The sequence below is a fragment of the Bacterioplanes sanyensis genome (genome assembly GCF_002237535.1).
In the GTDB taxonomy this organism is placed as follows: domain Bacteria; phylum Pseudomonadota; class Gammaproteobacteria; order Pseudomonadales; family Oceanobacteraceae; genus Bacterioplanes; species Bacterioplanes sanyensis_A.
Map to the genome: position 1 here is coordinate 3,120,742 of NZ_CP022530.1, position 20,249 is coordinate 3,140,990.

Here is a 20,249-nt window from a genome sequence, read left to right on the forward strand (position 1 = left end):
TTGAACCCATCTGCCGACCCAAGGATGATCATCGGCTTATTAGCCAAAAAACTGCGTTTATATACGCTGAAACTGCTTTTAAATAGGGATATTTCTATGAAAAAACTACTCTCCATTGGCTTAGCTGTTGCTCTTTCTGCATGCGGCGGCGACAGCGGAGGAAGCTCTGGCGGAAACGATCCGGTTGACCCAGGTAATCCAGATCCGACCAATCCAACAATACCTACAGATCCAACAGCACCTATAGATCCTGGCCAGCCATCCGACGCATCTGTGTCATCAATACCAGGCCATCAATGGCACAATGCATTTCAAGTATCGACGGGAAGCGCTCGCAACCCGACGGTTTCGACCGATGGCAACACGTCGTTAGTGGCCTGGGTAGAAGAGGTAGAAGGCATAAAGCAGGTGCGAGCAACGCTATTTGAGGCTGATTTGCCAGAGTCGCAGCATCGAGCCGATACCTTGACCATTCTAACCATCAGCAATGCAACATCATCTGTCGATGATTCAAATTGGTTTTTGGATGATGTTTGGGAAGGTGGCAAAAAGTACGCTAAAAATTCCGTTTCTTCAGCGTTAAGTGATGGCCAGGCACACCTGGCTTGGTCAGAGTCTGGAGCGCTAATGGCGGCGACTTATAATCGAGTGTCAGCCAGCTGGGATGTTGCCGACCTGGGCCTAAGTGATGCTGCTTATTACCACGCGATGACGGACAAAGGTGAGCTGGTGGCGGTTGCTGGCGATCGCTTGTATGTGGCGCGCTACGACGCTGCCACTGCCAGCTGGACAGTATCGGACAGCATTGACGATGACCTAGTTACTCAGGCCGGCATGTCTGTTCTCCGCGAGAATGGCGCGATTCAAATCGCTTATATCAAGTCGGGAGGAGCTGGGAACCAACTCATTATGGCGACCGTGGCGCCACAAACTCTGGAGCCTTCGCTCAGTCTTGTCGCAGATACCGATGCGACTAAAAAATCACCGGCACTGACCTTTTATGGCGGCGAGTATTATCTGGCTTGGCGTCAACCCTTAGTCGCGAATGAGCACGGGTTAGTATATGCAAGAAGCACCGGTATAGCCTGGCAGGAAACTGTTGTCGATGGTGCAATAGCTATGGATCTGGACTTGGTGGTCGCTGATGATGGTGTCCACTTGCTTTGGACGGACGAGGATTACAGTAATAAGGCGTATAGTCACTTGATCGCGACACACCTTCAGGCAGGCCAATATGGCGACTTTAAGATTTTGGACGACTTTGGTTCAGAGGAGCCCATCGCTGTGCCTGTCGATGGCGGCATCGCGATGATGGTTGGCCAAAATGGCGGCCGGGGCATTGTGCCGATCAGTTACAGCGAAGCTGACGGTGAGTGGGGTATGGGCGACGAAGTTTGCATTGTTTTACAATACAGCGGCTGGAGCAGTTGCCAAGACGGCGATGGCGACCTTGGCTTCGCCATATCCGGTGAACGTGGTGTTGTGAGCTGGGTGTCAGGTGACAGAGATATTTATATAAGTACTGCTAAAAATTAACTTGCTTAAAGAGCATTCTTAGCGAGTCACTTAAAATAAAAAAACCGCGCACTGCGCGGTTTTTTTATTGAGCAACTTACATGTTCGGATAGTTTGGACCACCGCCACCTTCCGGCGTTACCCAGGTAATATTCTGGGCTGGGTCTTTAATATCACAAGTTTTACAATGCACGCAGTTTTGTGAATTGATCTGGAAGCGTTTTTCGCCGCTTTCATCCTCAACCACTTCGTATACACCAGCAGGGCAGTAGCGCTGCGCTGGCTCGTCATACATTGGCAAGTTAGATGCCAGAGGAATGCTGGCGTCTTTTAATTGTAAATGGCACAGCTGATCTTCAGCGTGGTTAACGTTGCCGATAAACACCGAGTCCAGTTTATTGAAGCTCAAAACACCATCTGGTTTTGGGTAAACAATTTTCTTGCATTCAGCCGCTGGCTTAAGCATGTCATGGTCTGCGGTGATGTCGTGCAGCGTGACCGGCATCGGGAAGATATTTTGGTCAATAAAGTTAAACGCAGCGCCACCGAAGGTGCCAAATTTGTGCATGGCTGGGCCAAAGTTGCGGCTGCGATGCAGCTCTTCATAAGCCCAAGACTGCTCGAACGATGCCGTAAATTCGGTCAGTTCGTCATTGGCGCGACCGGCTTTCAGAGCTTTGTACAGCTCTTCAGCAGCAATCATGCCGCTCTTCATCGCGGTGTGAGTGCCTTTAATTTTGGCAAAGTTCAAGGTGCCAGCATCACAGCCTACGATCAGGCCACCCGGGAACGTCATTTTCGGCAAACAGTTGAGGCCGCCTTTGGTGATAGCACGAGCACCGTAAGAGACACGCTTACCGCCTTCCAGATATTGCTTGATCACCGGGTGGTGCTTCATGCGCTGGAATTCATCGAACGGGCTCAGGTGTGGGTTGGAGTAGGATAAATCGGTAATCAGACCCACCACCACTTGGTTGTTTTCATCGTGATACAAGAAGAAACCGCCGGTAGAGCCAGACTCATTCAATGGCCAGCCAGTGCCGTGCAGTACCAAGCCAGGCTTGGACTTGGCCGGGTCGATGTCCCACAGCTCTTTGATACCAATGCCATAATGCTGCGGATCTTTACCTGCATCGAGCTTAAACTCGCTGATCAGGTTTTTGCCCAGGTGGCCGCGACAGCCTTCGGCGAAGATGGTGTATTTGGCGCGCAGTTCCATGCCCGGCATGTAGGTGTCTTTTTGCTCACCTTCAGCACTGATACCCATGTCACCCGTGACGATGCCTTTTACTTGGCCTTCTTCAACGATGTAGCTGGCAGCGGGGAAGCCTGGGTAGATTTCTACGCCAACGTTTTCCGCTTGCTCGCCCAACCAGCGGCATACATTACCCAGCGAGACAATGTAGTTGCCGTCGTTATGCATCGGCTTTGGAATGCTCCAGCCCGGTGCTTGAATGGCTTTTTCAGCGCTGGTCATGAAGTAGACTTCGTCTTCAGTTACCGCGGTGTTGAGCGGGGCACCCAGCTCTTTCCAGTCGGGGAACAGTTCCGTGAGAGCGCGATCTTCGATCACTGCACCGGACAAAATGTGGGCGCCAATTTCTGAGCCTTTTTCTACCAAGCAAACAGAAATTTCATCACCAGCCTCATTTGCCAGCTGCTTAATACGAATGGCAGTCGACAGGCCGGCAGGACCGCCGCCAACGATGACCACATCGTATTCCATCACTTCACGTTGCATATCTTTCTCCTCAAGCATCAAGGGGAGCGCAGAGCTCACGGTGCTCGCAAAACCCGCTCACTGCGTGTGTTTTCTTGTATCAAACGAGCGTTTGAATTTCTTGCATTATACGACTCAAGCCTGCACTGGCAACTGCTTTGCTGAGGCGATTGCGGATAAAACAGCCGTTATCAAACCCGGATTGCTCCGAAGGTATCCCACATCGGCGATAAAAACGCCTGCAGCATAGAGCATGATAACGATCAGCGCAGGCTGCCATGGTACTGATTTACGGCAACTACCTATTCGCCGACACTGGCTAGCACGTACGCTATTGACGCTGTCAGCAAAGCGCCCAATAATGTGCCGCGCTGGAAAGGGTGCCCGCGTGTGACGGCATCATCGTTGCGGAGAGGTATTCGCGCCCTTTGTTCATCCACTTGAGAAAAACGAGGAATCTATGAAGGTTCTTGTCGCTGTAAAACGCGTGATCGACTACAACGTGAAAGTCCGCGTTAAGCCAGACAACTCAGACGTCGACTTGGCCAACGTCAAGATGGCGATGAACCCATTCTGTGAAATCGCAGTCGAAGAAGCGGTTCGTCTGAAAGAAAAAGGCGTTGCTACTGAGGTGGTTGTGGTTTCCATCGGCCCGAAAGTGGCGCAGGAGCAAATTCGTACCGCTCTGGCACTGGGCGCAGATCGCGGCATCCTGATTGAGACCGAAGAAAAGCTGGAATCCTTGAGCGTTGCCAAATTGCTGAAAGGCGTGGTTGAAAAAGAGCAGCCTCAGTTGGTACTGATGGGCAAGCAAACCATCGACAGCGACAACAACCAAACTGGCCAGATGCTGGGCGCACTGACCGGCATGGCGCAAGGCACGTTCGCTTCAGAAGTCACTGTTGATGGTGACAAAGTGAATGTGGTTCGTGAAATCGACGGCGGCTTGCGCACTGTAGCGCTGAACCTGCCAGCCATCGTTACCACCGACCTGCGCCTGAACGAACCACGCTACGCATCGCTGCCAAACATCATGAAAGCGAAGCGCAAGCCGTTGGATGTCACCACGCCAGCCGATCTGGGTGTGACCATGACGTCTAGCCAGTCTCTGGTCAAAGTGACTCCGCCTGCCGAGCGCGAAGCCGGCATCAAGGTTGCCAGCGTCAGTGAGCTGGTTGAGAAACTGAAAAACGAAGCCAAAGTGCTGTAAGAGGGTGGGTGTAATGGCAATTTTAGTAATCGCAGAACACGATAACGCCACTCTGAAAGGCGCAACTCTGAACACCATCACGGCAGCCAAAGCCATCGGCGGCGACATCGACGTACTGGTCGCTGGCAGCGGTTGTGGTGCAGTCGCAGAAGCGGCAGCCAAAGTGGACGGCGTTGCCAAAGTGCTGGTGGCAGACAATGCTGCTTATGAGCACCAAGCCGCCGAAAACCTGGGTGCGCTGGTAGCCGATCTGGGCAAAAACTACAGCCACGTGCTGGCTGCAGCGACCACTACCGGTAAAGACTTCCTGCCTCGCGCAGCGGCCTTGCTGGACGTCAACATGCTGTCTGAAGTGATCGCCGTAGAAGACGCAGAAACCTTTGCTCGTCCTATCTATGCCGGTAACGCCATCGCAACGGTTAAATCATCCGATGCGATTAAAGTTCTGACAGTGCGCGGTACTGCATTTGACGCAGCAGCAGCCGAAGGCGGCAGCGCCAGCGTTGAAGCTGTTGATGCGACTCATGAGTTGGGCCTGTCTGCGTTCGTTGGCGAAGAGCTGGCCAAGTCTGATCGTCCAGAACTGACCGCGGCCAATGTTGTGGTATCTGGTGGTCGCGGCATGCAAAACGGCGACAACTTCGAAATGCTGTACAAGGTGGCTGACAAGCTGGGCGCAGCGGTGGGTGCCTCTCGCGCCGCAGTAGACGCAGGCTTTGTTCCTAACGACATGCAGGTCGGTCAGACCGGTAAAATCGTTGCACCAAACCTGTACATCGCCGTTGGTATCTCTGGTGCCATCCAGCACTTGGCGGGCATGAAGGACTCCAAAGTCATTGTTGCCATCAACAAAGACGAAGAAGCCCCTATCTTCCAAGTAGCCGACTACGGCTTGGTTGCAGACCTGTTTGAGGCTGTGCCAGAACTGGAAAATGCGCTGTAATATCAACAGCTTAGAAGAACCCGGCAAATGCCGGGTTTTTTTATGTCATGCGCTTGTCATTTTTTGGTAATAAGGTAACGTACCTCCAGCAAGCGAACGAACAAGGACTTTGCGTTGAATATCACCGTCATTGGGACTGGTTATGTCGGCCTGGTAACCGGCGCCTGTTTTGCCGAAATGGGAAATTCCGTCGTCTGCATCGATGTTGACCCAGACAAGGTAGAGCGGCTGCAGCAAGGGCACATCCCAATCTACGAGCCTGGTCTGGATGCCATCGTTACCAATAACAGCAAAGCAGGGCGTTTGCGTTTTAGCACCGATTTGGCCGCCGCTATGCAGCAGTCTGCTCTGTATTTTATTGCCGTCGGCACGCCACCAGATGAAGACGGCTCAGCCGACTTGAGTCACGTACTGCAAGTTGCAGGACAAATTGGCCAACATCTCAGTCGCGACGCCATTGTTGTTAATAAATCGACGGCACCGGTTGGCACCGCTGACAAAGTCGCTCACGTTATTCGCCAACAACTGCAAACCCGCGGTGTTACCGACGTGCATTTTGATGTGGTGTCTAACCCAGAGTTTCTAAAAGAAGGCGCCGCCATTGATGACTTCATGCGCCCAGATCGCATCGTCATCGGCGTTGAATCCAATCACGCCCGCCAGGTGATGGCGGAGCTGTATCAGACTTTTTCGCGCAACCACGACAAAGTGATGTTTATGGGCGTGCGTGATGCCGAGCTGACCAAGTACGCGGCCAACGCCATGCTGGCGACCAAGATCTCCTTTATGAACGAGATGGCCAACCTTGCAGAACGCATGGGTGTTGATATTGAACAAGTGCGCAAAGGCATTGGTTCCGACTCGCGCATTGGTTACAGCTTTATTTATCCAGGCTGTGGTTATGGCGGCTCATGCTTTCCCAAAGACGTGCAAGCGCTGGTGCGAATGGGCGCAGAATACGATTACAACACCAGCGTGCTAAACGCCGTTGAGCAGCGCAACCAGTCGCAAAAACAGCGTTTGTTCGAAAAGTTGCAACAACGCTTCCCTGACCTAGCGGGCAAAGTGATTGCCGTTTGGGGGCTGGCGTTTAAGCCGGGCACCGACGACATGCGCGAGGCTAGCTCGATCACGCTCATCAACGCACTGGCTGAAGCCGGCGCGCGCATTCAAGCGTACGACCCCGTTGCCATGGACGAAGCGAAAAAACATTTCCCTGCATCCTGGTTTGACGATGGAACCATTCGCTTGTGCGCACATCAATACGATGCGCTGGAGAACGCGGACGCCATGGTATTAGTGACAGAATGGAAGCCGTTCCGGCAGCCAGACTTCAATGCAATTGGTAAACTTTTGAAGCAGCCCATCATAATCGACGGGCGAAACCAGTATGATCCGCACAGCTTGAAACAACAGGGCTTTGATTACACCGGCATTGGCCGAGATATCGCCTGAAACGGACAGATTCATGACAGCAGTAGCCATGCCTGACAGCGCAACGCAAATCGAACCCATTACGCCCGAGTCTCACGATGCCATCTCCGTCGTGCAGCGCGAGCAGCAGCTGCCGTACAGCTTTGCCCGCCGCTTTGGCGTGGTGGTAGAAGGTCGCGACCAACAACTGACCTTGGTGCATAAAGAGGGCATGTCGGCCGTCGCGCTGATGGAAGTGCAGCGCCACCTTGGTCACGCCTTTCGCTTGGAGGCGGTCAGCAACGACGAATTCGATCGCCGCCTTGGGCTGGCGTACCAAAGCGACTCGTCTGAAGCCATGGAAATGGTTGAAGGCTTGGGCGAGGACATGGATCTGGCCAGCCTGGCCGATTCGGTGCCCGAGACCGAAGACTTGCTCGAGCAAGAGGGCGACGCACCAATTATTCGGCTGATCAATGCACTGCTGACGGAAGCGGTAAAAGACAACGCCTCCGATATTCATATCGAAACCTATGAAAAACGCCTGGTGGTGCGCTTTCGTGTCGACGGCGTGCTGCGCGAAGTGGTGCAACCCAAACGCGCTTTGGCGGCTCTGTTGGTATCGCGCATCAAGGTAATGGCCAAACTGGATATCGCCGAAAAGCGCGTACCGCAAGATGGTCGTATTGCGCTGCGTATCGGTGGGCGTGAGGTGGATGTGCGGGTATCGACCATGCCTTCCAGCCACGGCGAGCGGGTGGTGATGCGTCTGCTCGACAAGCAGGCCGGGCGGTTGAGCCTGGGTCAGCTGGGCATGTCAGCGCGCGACCTCAATACCATGCGCGACATTATTTCCAAACCGCACGGCATTATCCTGGTGACCGGTCCAACCGGCTCAGGTAAGACCACCACCTTGTACGGTGCGCTGAGCGATCTGAACGATGCCAGCCGCAACATTCTGACGGTGGAAGACCCGGTGGAGTACAGCCTGCCTGGTATCGGTCAGACGCAAGTCAACACCAAGGTCGATATGACCTTCGCTAAAGGGTTGCGTGCGATTCTGCGTCAGGACCCGGACGTGGTGATGATCGGTGAGATCCGCGACTTGGAAACGGTTGAAATTGCCATCCAAGCATCTTTAACTGGTCACTTAGTGCTGTCTACATTGCACACCAACACCGCCGTTGGTGCCATTACCCGCTTGCAGGACATGGGCGTTGAACCCTTCTTGTTGTCCTCCAGTGTGGTGGGTGTTATCGCTCAGCGTCTGGTGCGGGTATTGTGCGACGACTGTAAGCAAGCGGCACCCGCAGACACCTCAGAATGTGAATTGCTGGGTGCAGACGCCAACAATCCTCCGGTGATATACCACGCCAAGGGTTGCGACAAATGCAACCAGCTGGGCTATCGCGGTCGTCAGGGCATCTATGAAATCATCAAGGTCGATGAGCAAATGAAAACCCTGATCCACGACAAAGCGGGCGAGCAGGAGCTGGAAGAACACGCTCGAACGTCGGGTCCGAGCATTCGTCAGGACGGCATTCGCAAAGTACTGGCAGGCAGCACCACGATCGAAGAGCTGTTGCGGGTTGCTAAGGGATAAGCATGGCAGCATTCGAATTTCAGGCGCTGGATGCCCGTGGCAAACAGCAAAAAGGCGTATTGGAAGGCGACAGCGCTCGCCAGATTCGCCAAAAGCTGCGCGACAAAGGCTGGATGCCGCTGTCGGTAGAGATCACTCGCTCTGCCACGGCGGCAAAATCCGGTAATCCACTCAGCCGTTGGTTGCAGCGTGGCCCGTCTTTGTCAGTGGCCGATTTGGCTCTGCTGACTCGACAGTTGGCCACCCTGATCGCCGCTGGCCTGCCGATTGACGAGTCACTCAAAGCACTGGCCGACCAAACCACCAGGCAATCCATCCAAGCGATGATTTTGGCCGTTCGCGCCAAAGTTTTAGAAGGCTACACCTTGGCACAAGCGCTGGCAGATTATCCGCGCGCTTTCCCGAGTTTGTTCCGCGCCACAGTGGCGGCGGGGGAGCATGCTGGCCAATTGGACGGCGTGCTTAATCGCCTGGCCGATTACACCGAAACCCGCTACGCCTCGGATCAAAAGATCAAAATGGCCGCCATTTACCCGGTTGTGCTGAGCATTGTAGCGCTCGGCGTGGTAGTTGGCCTGCTGACCTATGTGGTGCCAGACATTGTTGAAGTGTTTGTCAAAAACGGCCAAGAGCTGCCATGGCTAACACAATTGATGCTGGACTTGAGTCATATGATCTCGGGTTACGGTGTGTACTTGGCCGGCGCTGTAGTCGCTGCCATTGCCCTGTTTCGCCGTGCTCTGCGCCGACCAGCATTTAAGCGTAAGTATCATCATTTTTTACTGCGCATACCGGCCATTGGGCGCTTTGTGCGTGATGCCAACACCGCGCGCTTCGGCAGTACCGTCGCCATTCTTACCAGCAGCGGCGTGCCGTTGGTGGAAGCCATGCGCATTGCCAGCCAAGTGGTTAGCAACTTGCCGATCCAGGCCGCACTGACCCAAGCAACGGTGGCGGTGAGTGAAGGTGGCAGTTTGCATCAGGCACTGCGTGAAACCGGCTACTTTTCACCCATCATGCTGCACATGATCGCCTCCGGCGAGAGCAGTGGTGAGCTGGATAGCATGCTGGCGCGCACCGCACGCCAGCAAGAAGAAACACTGGAAAATACCGTGTCAGCACTGGTGAAGATTTTCGAGCCGGTGATGTTATTGGTCATGGGGGGCGTGGTCGGTTTGATTGTTGCCGCCATCATGATGCCAATTTTAGAGTTACAACAAATGGTTCAGTAGGAGTTATGACAATGCATTCTCGTCAACGCGTCGCCGCAGCCCGCGGTTTTACCCTGATTGAAGTTATGGTGGTATTGGCCATCATCGGTGGCATTTTGGCCTTGGTGGCCACCAACGTGTTGGGTTCGGCCGATGAGGCGCGCATCAAAACCACCAAAAGCCAGATGAAACTGATCGAAAACGCTTTGGATATGTACAAGCTGGATAACTTTGTTTATCCAACATCTGAGCAGGGCCTGGAAGCCTTGATCAACAAGCCCAGCAGCAGCCCAGAGCCGAAAAATTACCGTGACGGTGGCTATCTGAAAGGCAATAAGTTGCCGACCGACGCTTGGGGTAACGAATTCTTGTACTTCGCTGAAAAAGGCAGTTACGAGATCGTCTCTATGGGAGCAGACAGCCAGGAAGGCGGCGAGGGCGATGCGTCCGATATCAGCTCGCTGGATTGATGCCTAAACAACGCCAGCAGGGGGTGACCCTGCTGGAAATCCTGGTGGTGTTGATGCTAATTGGCGGCCTGATGGGAATCGTCATGCTCAACGTTGGCGACGATCAGGCGCGTAAAGACACCAAGCAATTTGCTCAGCAGCTGCAGCTGTGGCTGGGCGCCTTGCGCGAAGAATCTGTGTTTCAGAATCTCGACTTCGGCGTCGCCATGGACAGCGAAACCCTGCTGTTATTGAGCTATCAGGACGTCTACAGCCAGGAGTTCAGCGCCAACCTAGACGCTGAGGCGCTGGATAAACTGCGCAAAAACCCGTGGCAGCCGCACAGCGGTGGCCGCATCAAAACTGAACTACAAACGCCAGACAGCCTGCGCATGCGCCTGTTTCTGGATGATGAAGAAGTCGATTTTGAAGAGTTTCTGGCCAACGAAGATGGCCCACTGCCTGCTTTGTTATTGCTGTCGTCGGATGAATACACACCGTTCAGCCTGATGCTGGAACACGACCATGACGCCAGCTTCTATTACCAGTTGAGCGGCGACGGCTTCGCACCGTTACGTTTGGAATTGCAAGACTATGACGACTGAGCGCGGCTTTACGTTATTGGAAGTGATGATCGCCATCACCATCTTTGCCGTGGTGGCATCGACCATTGCCAGCGTCAACAGCCAAAATGTCGCCAATCTGCTCGCGATGGAGGAAAAGACCCTGGCGACCATGGTGGCCGAAAATCGACTGGTGGAGATGCGCTTAGCCGGTTATCCAAATGTCAGTGAAACCAACGACCAAGTGGACATGGCCGAGCGCGAGTGGTTTATCACCACCCAGGTAGAAGAAACGCCGTTTCCCGATACCCGCCGTGTCACCGTGGTCGTGAGTCGTAACGACGAGGGCGGCCAGCTCAGTCGGCTATCGACCTTGATAGGTAAACACTGATGCATCGCACTCGTGCCTTTACTCTACTCGAAGTCTTGCTGGCCATCGCTTTTACCGCCTCGATCGGCGTCGGCGCTCATCAGCTGCTCAGTGGCACCATGCTGGCGAAAGAGGTGTCCGATCGCAAAGCAGACCAGCTCAAAAGCCTGCAGCGATTAAATCAGGTGCTCAGTCGCGATATTCGCCAATACATTGATCGGCCGGTGCGCGATGTGTTTGGCGACGAGCAGCCTGCCTTGCTGTTAGAAAGCAGCGAGTACCCACTGGAATTCACTCGCTCTGGTTGGCGCAACTCGCCGGTGACGGAAGATCCACGCTCGCAACTGCAGCGTGTGGCCTACCGGCTGGAAAATATCGACAGCGATGTCTGTGAGTCGGCCCGCGAGCGCTTGCTGCAATGGGGTATAACGGACCCAGACGGCGATTGCCTGGTGCGCTACTACTGGCACGTGCTTGATCGTGCCAACGACAGCGAACCAAGCCATCAGGTGGTGTACGAACTGGTGGAACAGTTGGAAATGGAAGTGCTCATTCGCCAAGGCGACGCCAACGCTGGCAGTCCCAGTCAGGACTGGTACAGCAGCTGGCCTGCGCTTACCGGCGCCGACACCAGTACCACCTTGATGGCGCTGCGCTGGCGCATTGAGGTGCCGCCTTTTGGTGAGATAGAGCGCTCCTGGTTATTGGCGCGGGGGGACTTACCATGACACCAAGCATCAGAATGGGTCAGCAACGCGGCGTTGCTTTGTTGATGGTGCTGATGGTGTTTGCCTTCGTATCCTTGCTCGCCACCGCCATGATTGATCGCGAATCGACCGACATTCAGCGTGCTTCAACCCTGTTTGATATCCAACGCGCACGTGCTTACGCCGAAGGCGCCGAAGACGCAGTTCGCACCGGTTTGTTTCTGGATTGGAATCAAGAGCGCAGTGTCGACCATCTGAATGAAGAGTGGGCGCAGGAGCGAGTGTTACCCCTCGATCCAGATCCCGGCCGCGTACTGTTGAAAATCGCCGATGCGCAGGGCCGTTTTAATCTCAACGGCCTGCTGCCCACGGCCAGCAGCGCCGATGTCCAAGCCAGGCGTTTTCGTAACTTACTGAACCAGCTGGGTCTGGACCCCATGATTGCCACACACTGGCAGCGCTGGTTGAACAAGGACAGTCAAGCCGATGAGCTGTATCTGGGTCGTGAGCAACACCCGTATCGCGCGTCGTATCGCGCCTGCAGCCACAGCAGCGAGCTGATGCTGATTGAAGGCGTCACCCGTGCCGCTTATCAGCGCCTTGAACCCTACATTGCTTGCTTGCCAATCACTGTCACCTTGAACGTGAATACCGCCTCGGCGCTGGTGTTGGCCGCCCTGGATGAGCGCATGACCTTGGCCGATGGCCAAGCCTTGGCGGGCGAGCGCGGCGAAAAAGGCTTTGCCAGCGTGGATGACTTTTGGAACTCGTCGATCATTTCACGCTACACCCAACAGCTCAATGACAGCGAGCGCAAAGACGGCGGCGACGCCACAGCCACCCGTTGGGATCGCGCCGCGTTTGATGTAAAAAGTGAATACTTTGAAATGTTTGCCCGCGTCGAGTTTGCCGGTCGCATTGCCACCCTCGAAGCGCTGTTGCAGCGCAATCACAGTGATGGCAGCCTGACCACCTTGTACCGGGATTTTAGTCGCCGCGAGGCGCGCCCAGCCGATGCGCCGGGCATTTCCACCACCGCAGTTAATAATCGGAATCAACCATGATCACAGCACGGGTTGAATGGCAGGCGCTGAGCGGCCAATGGTTTATCAGCCCCTGGCAACCAGAGCAGGGATTTGCTGCCGCGCAGCCGCTCACTCAGTGGGCCGCAGAGCAGCCAGATTTAAGTACAGTGCGCCTCTTGTTGAGTGCACAAAATTACTCCGCGCATTGGATCGCCATGCCTGGCGTCAGCAAACGCCATTTGGCTAAGGCGCTGCCGTTTGCGCTGGAAGAGCAACTGATTAATGACCCTGAAAGCTACCTGATTGTGCCCGGCAGGGCGCACGACAAGCGCCAATGTGCTTACGCCGTGCAGCAGCAGCAGTTGGATGATTTGATTGAAGCCTGTCAATTGCACCACCTGCGCATCAGTGAGCTGATTCCTGAAACCGAGCTGTTCTGTGAGCAGCATCATCTAGTGCGCTGGCACAATGGTTGGTTATGGGGATGGCCTGGGCACTTTGAGGGCTGGGTCAGCGACATGGCGTTAAATGCCGTGCTGGAATATCAGCTCGATGGCCAAGAGGGCGTGTCGCTGACCATTCTGGCTGACACCATGGACCAAGCGCAGCTACTGCAAACTACGCTGGAAAGCGGCTATGGCGATGCATTAGAGCAGATCGAACGACGCATTGCCGCCACGGAAGCGCTGCTGCGCAGCCAGCTGGACAGTAAACACACCAATTTGTTGGCCGGCCTGACCGGCGCGGTGGCAACCACAGAAAAACGGCCGCCGGCTTGGTGGCGCCCCCTGGCCGGTTTGGCGGCCAGCTTGTTGGTGATTACCGTGGCCACGCTGATGATTGAGAATCATCAACTGGCGCAGCGCGAACAGCTGGTGCGCAAGGAAGCCAACGACTTGTACCGCTCACTATTTCCTGGCGAGCGCATTCGCAGCCTAGAGCGCCAGTTTCGTGAGAAGCTGCGCGGTGGCAGTGACGGCGGATCTTCCGAGGGTTTTGTGCCGTTGGTTCATCAAGTAGCCCAGGTCTATGCACAGAATGGCGACAATAAAGCGCTAGAACTGCAGAGTCTGCGCTTTAGCGAGCGCGACCACCAGCTGACGCTGGAAGTGACCGCCGCCGAATTGGGTCAGCTGCAGCGCTTCCGCCAAGCATTGGAGCAAGCAGGGCTGCAAGCCGAAGTCGCCAATGCCAGTAATGATGCCAAGGGCGTGAAAGGGCGATTGAAAGTAGGAGCGCGCGCATGAAGCTCGACACACTGAAACAAGAAGCTATCAACAGCGCCGCATGGCAGGCTTGGCAAGGCTGGTACGGGCAGCTGAGTAGCCGCGATCAGCGCATTGTGCGCTGGCTTGCAGCCGCCACGGCGGTGGCGCTACTGCTGCTGGTATTGGTAGTGCCATTGATGCAAAAGAACGACGCTTTGCAGCAGCAATATCAACGCAGCATGGCCAGCTATCAGCTGCTGGCCGATAACGCTTATCGCTTTGGTGGTGCCAGTCAAAGCAGCAGTGGCGGACCCATTCTGCCGCGTATCACCCAGCAAGCGCAGCGGTTTGGCTTGTCACTTAGCCGCTATGAGCAAGACGGTGGCGATCTGCGGGTATGGCTGGATAACGTCGCCTTTGATGACGCCATCAGTTGGATGGAGCAGCTCAAGCAGCAAAACATTCGTGCGTCGCTGGTCACGGTTGATCGCACGGCAGTGGGTCGAATAAATTTACGCGCCACGCTGACGCAAAGTTAGCCAGCGGGTGCAGCAAGGCAGAGGTGTGTGATGAGTTACGATTTTGATTTGTTAGTGATCGGTGCTGGCAGCGGTGGTGTACGTGCCTCGCGCATGGCAGCGGCCAAAGGCGCCAAGGTGGCAGTGATAGAAAACCGCTACCTGGGCGGCACCTGCGTCAACGTTGGCTGTGTGCCGAAAAAGCTGTTTGTTTACGCATCTGAGTACGCCGAAAAGATCGAAGAAGCCAAGGGCTTTGGCGTTCATGGTCAACTCAATGAGTTCGACTGGCCAACCCTGCGTGACAATAAAACGCGTGAAATTGAGCGCCTTAATGGCATTTATAACAACCTGTTGGAAAACTCCGGCGCCACCATTTTGCATGGCACTGGCAGCATCATCGACGCTCACACCGTAGATGTTGATGGCAAAACCTACACCGCCGAGCGCATCTTAATCGCTACCGGCGGCTGGCCTTATAAGCCCGATATCCCAGGCATTGAGCACGCCATCACCTCCAACGAAGCCTTTTACCTAGAAGCGTTTCCCAAGCGCGTGGTGGTGGTTGGCGGCGGTTATATCGCGGTCGAGTTTGCGGGCATTTTTAATGGCTTGGGCGCTGACACCACCTTGGTGTATCGCGGTGAGCAAATTTTGCGCGGCTTCGATGATGACGTACGCGAGTTTGCCGTCGAGCAGGTGGCCGCCAAGGGCGTGAAAATTCAAACTCAATGCGACATCGACCGCATTGAAAAACTGTCCGACGGCACCTTGATGTGTCATATGCAATCCGGTGGGCGCATTGCCTGCGACAGCGTTATGTACGCCACTGGCCGTCGGCCAATGACCGACGGTCTCAATCTGGAAAAACTGGGAGTGGAAATGCGAGAAGACGGCACCATTGTGGTGGATGATTTCTTCCGCACCCGTGTGCCATCCATTTTTGCGCTGGGCGATGTCATTGGCACCCCAGCGTTGACGCCAGTCGCGCTGGCCCAGGGCATGAAGTTGGTGGCGCAGCAGTTCGATGGCGATACCAGTGCGATGAATTATGACAACATCGCCACGGCGGTGTTTTGCCAGCCCAATATCGCCACCGTTGGCCTAACGGAAGCTGAGGCCGTGGCGCGCTGCAGCGATGACATTACTGTTTATCAATCGTCGTTTAGACCGATGAAGCACACCCTGAGCGGTTTGCCTGAGCGCAGCCTGATGAAGCTGGTGGTGCAAACCAGCAGCGACAAAGTACTCGGCGCTCACATGGTGGGGCCAGATGCTGGCGAAATCATGCAGGGCTTGGCGGTAGCCATCAAAATGGGTGCCACCAAGGCCGACTTTGATCAGACCATCGGCATTCATCCGACGGCGGCGGAGGAATTCGTCACCATGCGCACGCCGCGCGGTTAATCGCTCGGCGCCTCCCATTTTCGCTCCAGCAGCGTTTGCAGCTGCTGGCAGCGACCTTCCAATACAGCGTTCTGCTGTAACCAATGTTGTTTTTCCTGTGTTATTGCTTGCAGCTCTGACCGAGCACTGTGCAGCTGTGACAGCGTTTGCTCTTGACTCTTAGTCGCGTCGCCACACTGCTGCTCCGCAATTTGTATCTGGGATTGCGCCTGCTGCCATCGCTGCTGGTGTTGCTGCTCACTGAGCTGCAGTGCGGATTGGGCGCTAGCGAGCTGGCTGCCAAGGTCGGTACGTTGCTGCTGCCATGCAGCCTCTGCTTGCTGCTGATGCTCTAGCAAATCTTCAACGCGTTGTCGCAGTTGGCCGTTTTCATGCGTCAGTTGCGAGCTGTGTTGTTGTTGCTGCTGCAACTGTAGCCGCAGAGTTTGCAGCTCCGATTGTGCTTGCTCTCGCTGTTGCTGGCGTTCTTCCATGCTGCGCTGCTGGTAGTGCTCGAAGTGCTCGCGTAGATCCTTGTTCTCTTGTTTTTGATCGCCGGCCTGCTGTTTTAACTCTGCGATTTGCAGGTGTGCCTGATCTCGCTGCTCCGCCGTCTTGCTGCTGCTGACTCGCAGCTGCTGCAGTTGCTGCTCCAGGCTTTCGATAGTGCGTTGCTGCTGTTCTAAGCGCTCGCGCTGGGACTGTTCTTTCTTTTCTAAATCCTGGATTTCAGCCAGGGCATCACTGATTTGCTGCTGCTGCGCCTCGCTCAATTGCTCAAAGTCATCTTGTATCTGCGCAATGCGCTCATCGGCTAAGCGCTGCAGTTGCTGGTGCAGGTTTCGCACGCTGTCGAGTAAATCTGTCGGCAGCTCGGGCTGTTGTTGCTGCTCGCTGCGCCAGCGCTTTAGCAGTGGGGCGATGGTGCTTTTGCTGCCTGTGCCCAAGTGCTCACGCACACGATCCACTGTTGGGGAATGGCCTTGCGCTTGTATGGCTTGCGCGGCTTGGGCGATGTCGTTGTAGGTTACCCCGTTTCTGGCCATTGTTTCCTCTTGAAATAAATAATATTACGTAACACGTAATATTACGTTATTTAGATCAGAAAATAAACAGAGCAATAAACAACTATCTAACCATCGATAAATAACATTATCGTCGGTTAGAATGGTCAGCAGTGTCGATTCGGCTGTACCAGTCGGTACAGGGCGCAGCCATAGAAACGCTCCGGGCAACGGGCAACGAGCGATAGAGAAACAGCGATGAACCAAACACCAAGCACAACCAGCAGCCAACTGCCGTCTATTCAGGAAGAAGAAGCGCTGCGTCAATATCTGCAGGCGGCCACTGCACACAACACGCGCCGGGCTTACCGCTCCGCCATTCGCCAGTTCGAAAAGTGGGGTGGGCGGCTGCCAACCAACAGCGATGTGTTAGTGCGCTACTTACTGGCCAACGCCGCACGACTCAACAGCCGCAGCCTGACCTTGCATGTGACCGCCATCAGTCAATGGCATCGCTATCAGGAATTATCCGACCCGGCTCAGTCACCCTTGGTACGCAAAACCCTAGAAGGCATTCGCCGCCAACATGGCCGCCCAAAGCACAAAGCCAAAGCGCTGCGCCTTGAGCACATCGCCGCCATGGCCAAACACCTGCAATCCAGCGACACACCAAGTTTGAAACAGCAGCGAGACCTAGCGCTGATCCTAAGCGGTTTTTTTGGTGCATTTCGTCGCAGCGAACTGGTGTCGATTCAAGTCGAGGACCTGCACTGGGAACCCGAGGGGTTGATCATTCGCCTGCCGCGCTCGAAAACCGACCAGCACGGCGCGGGCATCAGTCGCGCGTTACCAAGCGGGCAGCCGGGGGCTTGTCCGTGCGCTGCGATTCGCCAATGGCTCGATAGCAGCGACATCCAACGGGGGCCACTGTTTCGCCCCATCAATCGCTGGGGACAGATCAAAGACAAAGCCATGCCAGTTGGCGCCATCAATGATCTACTCAAGCAGCTCGGCCTGGCACTGAATTTTGATTTTGTTCCCGACCTGAGCAGCCACAGCTTGCGCCGCGGTTTGTCGACCAGCGCCGCTCGCGCCAACATCGACTTTGAGCTGATTAAAAAGCAAGGCGGCTGGAAGAGCGACGCAACGGTGTGGGAGTACATTGAAGAAGGCCGCCAACTGGAAGACAACGCAGCTACACCTCTGATGCAGGAGATGTCCAAATGGATGTCCGATACCAGCGGCTGACCGATTAGGTGGCTGATTTGTTACCTTTGATCATCGCATCGGTGCAAAGTTATTCGTAACCTGATCAGCAACCGTGACAGCACCAAAGAGTGCTTATCCAATCACCATAATGAGTATCAGCTGATGAGCGAGTTTCAATCTTTACTGCAGCCTTTGGATTTAGGTTTTACCCAGGCGCGCAGCCGTGTCGTTATGGGGTCGATGCACACCGGCCTTGAGGAGCGCAAAGGCGGCTGGGAGCGCCAGGCCGAGTTTTTCCGTCAGCGCGCCGAAGGCGGTGTCGGCATCATTGTCACCGGCGGCATTGGCCCTAACGAAGAGGGCGCGGTCTTTCGTGGCGGTAGCATCCTGGCCAGCAGCGACGAAGTGGCACAGCATCGCATCGTCACCGATGCCGTACACAGCGTGCCGGGCGCACTGATTTGTATGCAGATTCTTCACGCCGGGCGTTACGCATACGGCGGCTTGGGCGTTGCGCCATCGGCGATTCCAGCACCCATCAACCCGATGCCCCCACGTGAACTGGACGAAGAGGGCATTGAAAAGCAAATTCAGGATTTTGTCCGCTGTGCGTCATTGGCCAAAGAAGCCGGCTACGACGGCGTTGAAATCATGGGTTCTGAAGGCTACTTCATTAACCAATTTATCGCCAAACGCACCAACCATCGCGACGACCGCTGGGGCGGCAGCTACGAGAACCGTATCCGTCTACCCCTGGAAATCGTTCGCCGCGTGCGCGACGCCGTTGGGCCTGAGTTTATTTTGATTTACCGCCTGTCCATGCTCGACCTAGTGGAAGACGGCAGTACTTGGGAAGAAATCGTGCAGCTGGGCAAAGCGCTGGAAGAAGTGGGCGTCACCATCATTAATACTGGCATTGGCTGGCACGAAGCGCGCGTTCCGACCATTGCCACCAGCGTGCCGCGTGCAGCCTTTGCCGAAGTCACCGCGCGCATGAAGCAACATTTATCCGTACCGTTGATCACCACCAACCGCATCAACGACCCCAGTGTTGCCGATGCCATCATTGCCGAGGGCAAGGCCGACATGGTGTCGATGGCAAGGCCCATGCTGGCCGATGCCGAGTTTGTGCGCAAAGCGGCCGAAGGCCGAGCGGATGAAATTAATACCTGCATCGGCTGCAACCAAGCCTGCCTAGACCACACCTTCGGCGGCGGTGAAGTTTCCTGCTTGGTGAACCCGTATGCGTGTAACGAAACCAAATTGATCGATCAGCCGCTGACTGAGAAAAAACGCATTGCCGTAGTCGGCGCCGGCCCTGCGGGGCTGGCCGCCGCCACTACCGCCGCCAAACGCGGCCATGACGTGACGCTGTTCGATGCCGACGACAAAATTGGCGGCCAATTTAACATTGCCAAGCAGATACCAGGCAAAGAAGAATTCTACGAAACCCTGCGCTACTTCCGTGTCATGCTGGAAAAGACCGGCGTCAACGTGCGCCTGAATACTCGCGTTAGCGCCGCCGATTTAACCGACTTTGATGAAGTGATGCTGGCAACCGGTATCTCGCCACGCACGCCAGACATTCCAGGCATTCAAGACAGCGACAAGGTACTGAGCTACCTGGACGTACTAAAGCACAAAACACCGGTAGGCCAGCGTGTGGCCGTCATCGGCGCCGGCGGCATCGGCTTTGACGTTTCTGAGTATTTGACTCATGGCGACACCACGCCGAGCCAAAATGTGGAAGAATTCATGCGCGAATGGGGAGTGGACCTAACGGTTTCCACCCCTGGTGGCCTTGCAGAAGCGCAGGTGGAACGCTCGCCGCGCGAGGTGTTTTTATTGCAACGCAAGACCAGCAAAGTGGGCGCCGGGCTGGGCAAAACCACCGGCTGGATTCATCGCACCACACTTAAAAACAAGGGTGTGAAGATGATGAATGGCGTCAGTTACGACCGCATTGATGAAAAAGGTCTGCACATCAGTGTTAACGGCGAGGCCAAACTACTGGAAGTGGATCACATCGTTGTATGCGCAGGGCAAGAACCTAATCGCGAACTACAGCAAGCATTGCTTGATGCTGGTGTGTCCGTGCATTTGATTGGCGGCGCCGACAAGGCCGCCGAGCTGGATGCCAAGCGCGCCATCAAACAAGGCACCGAATTGGCCGCGGCGATCTAGCCTCGGCTGAT

Annotated in this window: 18 protein-coding genes; 16 read left to right on the forward strand and 2 right to left on the reverse strand. The window is 55.2% G+C overall.

Translation table 11 applies throughout. The features are described 5' to 3' along the window. Positions 1-24: 24 nt before the first annotated feature. Entirely contained in the window at positions 25-1,536 is a 1,512-nt protein-coding gene (locus CHH28_RS14455) for a hypothetical protein (RefSeq protein WP_157729931.1), read from the forward strand. Positions 1,537-1,612: 76 nt separating this feature from the next. Here CHH28_RS14455 and CHH28_RS14460 read toward each other — a convergent pair whose 3' ends face one another. Beyond that, the gene (locus CHH28_RS14460; protein WP_094060974.1) at positions 1,613-3,256 is read right to left on the reverse strand and encodes an electron transfer flavoprotein-ubiquinone oxidoreductase; all 1,644 of its coding nucleotides are present in this window, start codon (positions 3,254-3,256) and stop codon (positions 1,613-1,615) included. Between the two features lie 439 nt (positions 3,257-3,695). Here CHH28_RS14460 and CHH28_RS14465 point away from each other — a divergent pair, with 439 nt between their 5' ends. The 13 genes from CHH28_RS14465 (at position 3,696) to gorA (ending at position 15,862) form a co-directional block, all read left to right on the forward strand. After that, positions 3,696-4,445, forward strand: a complete 750-nt coding sequence (locus CHH28_RS14465; RefSeq protein ID WP_094060975.1) for an electron transfer flavoprotein subunit beta/FixA family protein — start codon at positions 3,696-3,698, stop codon at positions 4,443-4,445. Between the two features lie 13 nt (positions 4,446-4,458). Beyond that, positions 4,459-5,388, forward strand: a complete 930-nt coding sequence (locus CHH28_RS14470; protein WP_094060976.1) for an electron transfer flavoprotein subunit alpha/FixB family protein — start codon at positions 4,459-4,461, stop codon at positions 5,386-5,388. A gap of 114 nt (positions 5,389-5,502) precedes the next feature. Further along, positions 5,503-6,843 carry a UDP-glucose dehydrogenase family protein gene (locus CHH28_RS14475; protein ID WP_094060977.1) on the forward strand — a complete coding sequence of 447 codons (1,341 nt, stop codon included), beginning with the start codon at positions 5,503-5,505 and terminating at the stop codon, positions 6,841-6,843. 13 nt (positions 6,844-6,856) lie between these two features. After that, entirely contained in the window at positions 6,857-8,404 is a 1,548-nt protein-coding gene (gene gspE, locus CHH28_RS14480; protein ID WP_269843662.1) for a type II secretion system ATPase GspE, read from the forward strand. A 2-nt stretch (positions 8,405-8,406) separates the two neighbouring features. After that, the gene (gspF, locus tag CHH28_RS14485) at positions 8,407-9,636 is read left to right on the forward strand and encodes a type II secretion system inner membrane protein GspF (RefSeq protein WP_094060979.1); all 1,230 of its coding nucleotides are present in this window, start codon (positions 8,407-8,409) and stop codon (positions 9,634-9,636) included. Between the two features lie 11 nt (positions 9,637-9,647). Beyond that, complete coding sequence (gene gspG / locus CHH28_RS14490; protein WP_199243914.1) at positions 9,648-10,085, forward strand: type II secretion system major pseudopilin GspG; 438 nt, start codon at positions 9,648-9,650, stop codon at positions 10,083-10,085. Further along, positions 10,085-10,669: a type II secretion system minor pseudopilin GspH gene (gene gspH / locus CHH28_RS14495; RefSeq protein ID WP_094060981.1), complete on the forward strand. Its 585-nt coding sequence runs from the start codon at positions 10,085-10,087 to the stop codon at positions 10,667-10,669. Before gspG ends, gspH begins: the two co-directional genes overlap by 1 nt. Then, positions 10,659-11,018 (forward strand): type II secretion system minor pseudopilin GspI, encoded by a 360-nt coding sequence (gspI, locus tag CHH28_RS14500; RefSeq protein WP_094060982.1) that lies wholly within the window; start codon positions 10,659-10,661, stop codon positions 11,016-11,018. Before gspH ends, gspI begins: the two co-directional genes overlap by 11 nt. Then, the gene (gene gspJ, locus CHH28_RS14505; RefSeq protein ID WP_094060983.1) at positions 11,018-11,725 is read left to right on the forward strand and encodes a type II secretion system minor pseudopilin GspJ; all 708 of its coding nucleotides are present in this window, start codon (positions 11,018-11,020) and stop codon (positions 11,723-11,725) included. The genes gspI and gspJ overlap by 1 nt, the downstream gene beginning before the upstream one ends. Further along, the gene (gene gspK / locus CHH28_RS14510; RefSeq protein WP_094060984.1) at positions 11,722-12,768 is read left to right on the forward strand and encodes a type II secretion system minor pseudopilin GspK; all 1,047 of its coding nucleotides are present in this window, start codon (positions 11,722-11,724) and stop codon (positions 12,766-12,768) included. The genes gspJ and gspK overlap by 4 nt, the downstream gene beginning before the upstream one ends. Next, a complete protein-coding gene (gene gspL / locus CHH28_RS14515; RefSeq protein WP_094060985.1) occupies positions 12,765-13,976 on the forward strand; it encodes a type II secretion system protein GspL in 1,212 nt (403 codons plus the stop codon). Before gspK ends, gspL begins: the two co-directional genes overlap by 4 nt. Then, positions 13,973-14,476 (forward strand): type II secretion system protein GspM, encoded by a 504-nt coding sequence (gene gspM, locus CHH28_RS14520; RefSeq protein ID WP_094060986.1) that lies wholly within the window; start codon positions 13,973-13,975, stop codon positions 14,474-14,476. The genes gspL and gspM overlap by 4 nt, the downstream gene beginning before the upstream one ends. A 30-nt stretch (positions 14,477-14,506) precedes the next feature. Beyond that, the gene (gene gorA / locus CHH28_RS14525; RefSeq protein ID WP_094060987.1) at positions 14,507-15,862 is read left to right on the forward strand and encodes a glutathione-disulfide reductase; all 1,356 of its coding nucleotides are present in this window, start codon (positions 14,507-14,509) and stop codon (positions 15,860-15,862) included. Here the strand turns inward: gorA and CHH28_RS14530 are convergent. After that, positions 15,859-16,887, reverse strand: coding sequence for a DNA-binding protein (locus tag CHH28_RS14530; protein WP_094060988.1), 1,029 nt, complete (start codon positions 16,885-16,887; stop codon positions 15,859-15,861). The two genes, gorA and CHH28_RS14530, sit on opposite strands and share 4 nt — an antisense overlap. Before the next feature lie 216 nt (positions 16,888-17,103). Here CHH28_RS14530 and CHH28_RS14535 point away from each other — a divergent pair, with 216 nt between their 5' ends. Then, the gene (locus CHH28_RS14535; RefSeq protein ID WP_094060989.1) at positions 17,104-18,093 is read left to right on the forward strand and encodes a site-specific integrase; all 990 of its coding nucleotides are present in this window, start codon (positions 17,104-17,106) and stop codon (positions 18,091-18,093) included. Between the two features lie 123 nt (positions 18,094-18,216). Next, the gene (locus CHH28_RS14540; protein ID WP_094060990.1) at positions 18,217-20,238 is read left to right on the forward strand and encodes an NADPH-dependent 2,4-dienoyl-CoA reductase; all 2,022 of its coding nucleotides are present in this window, start codon (positions 18,217-18,219) and stop codon (positions 20,236-20,238) included. Positions 20,239-20,249: the final 11 nt, after the last annotated feature.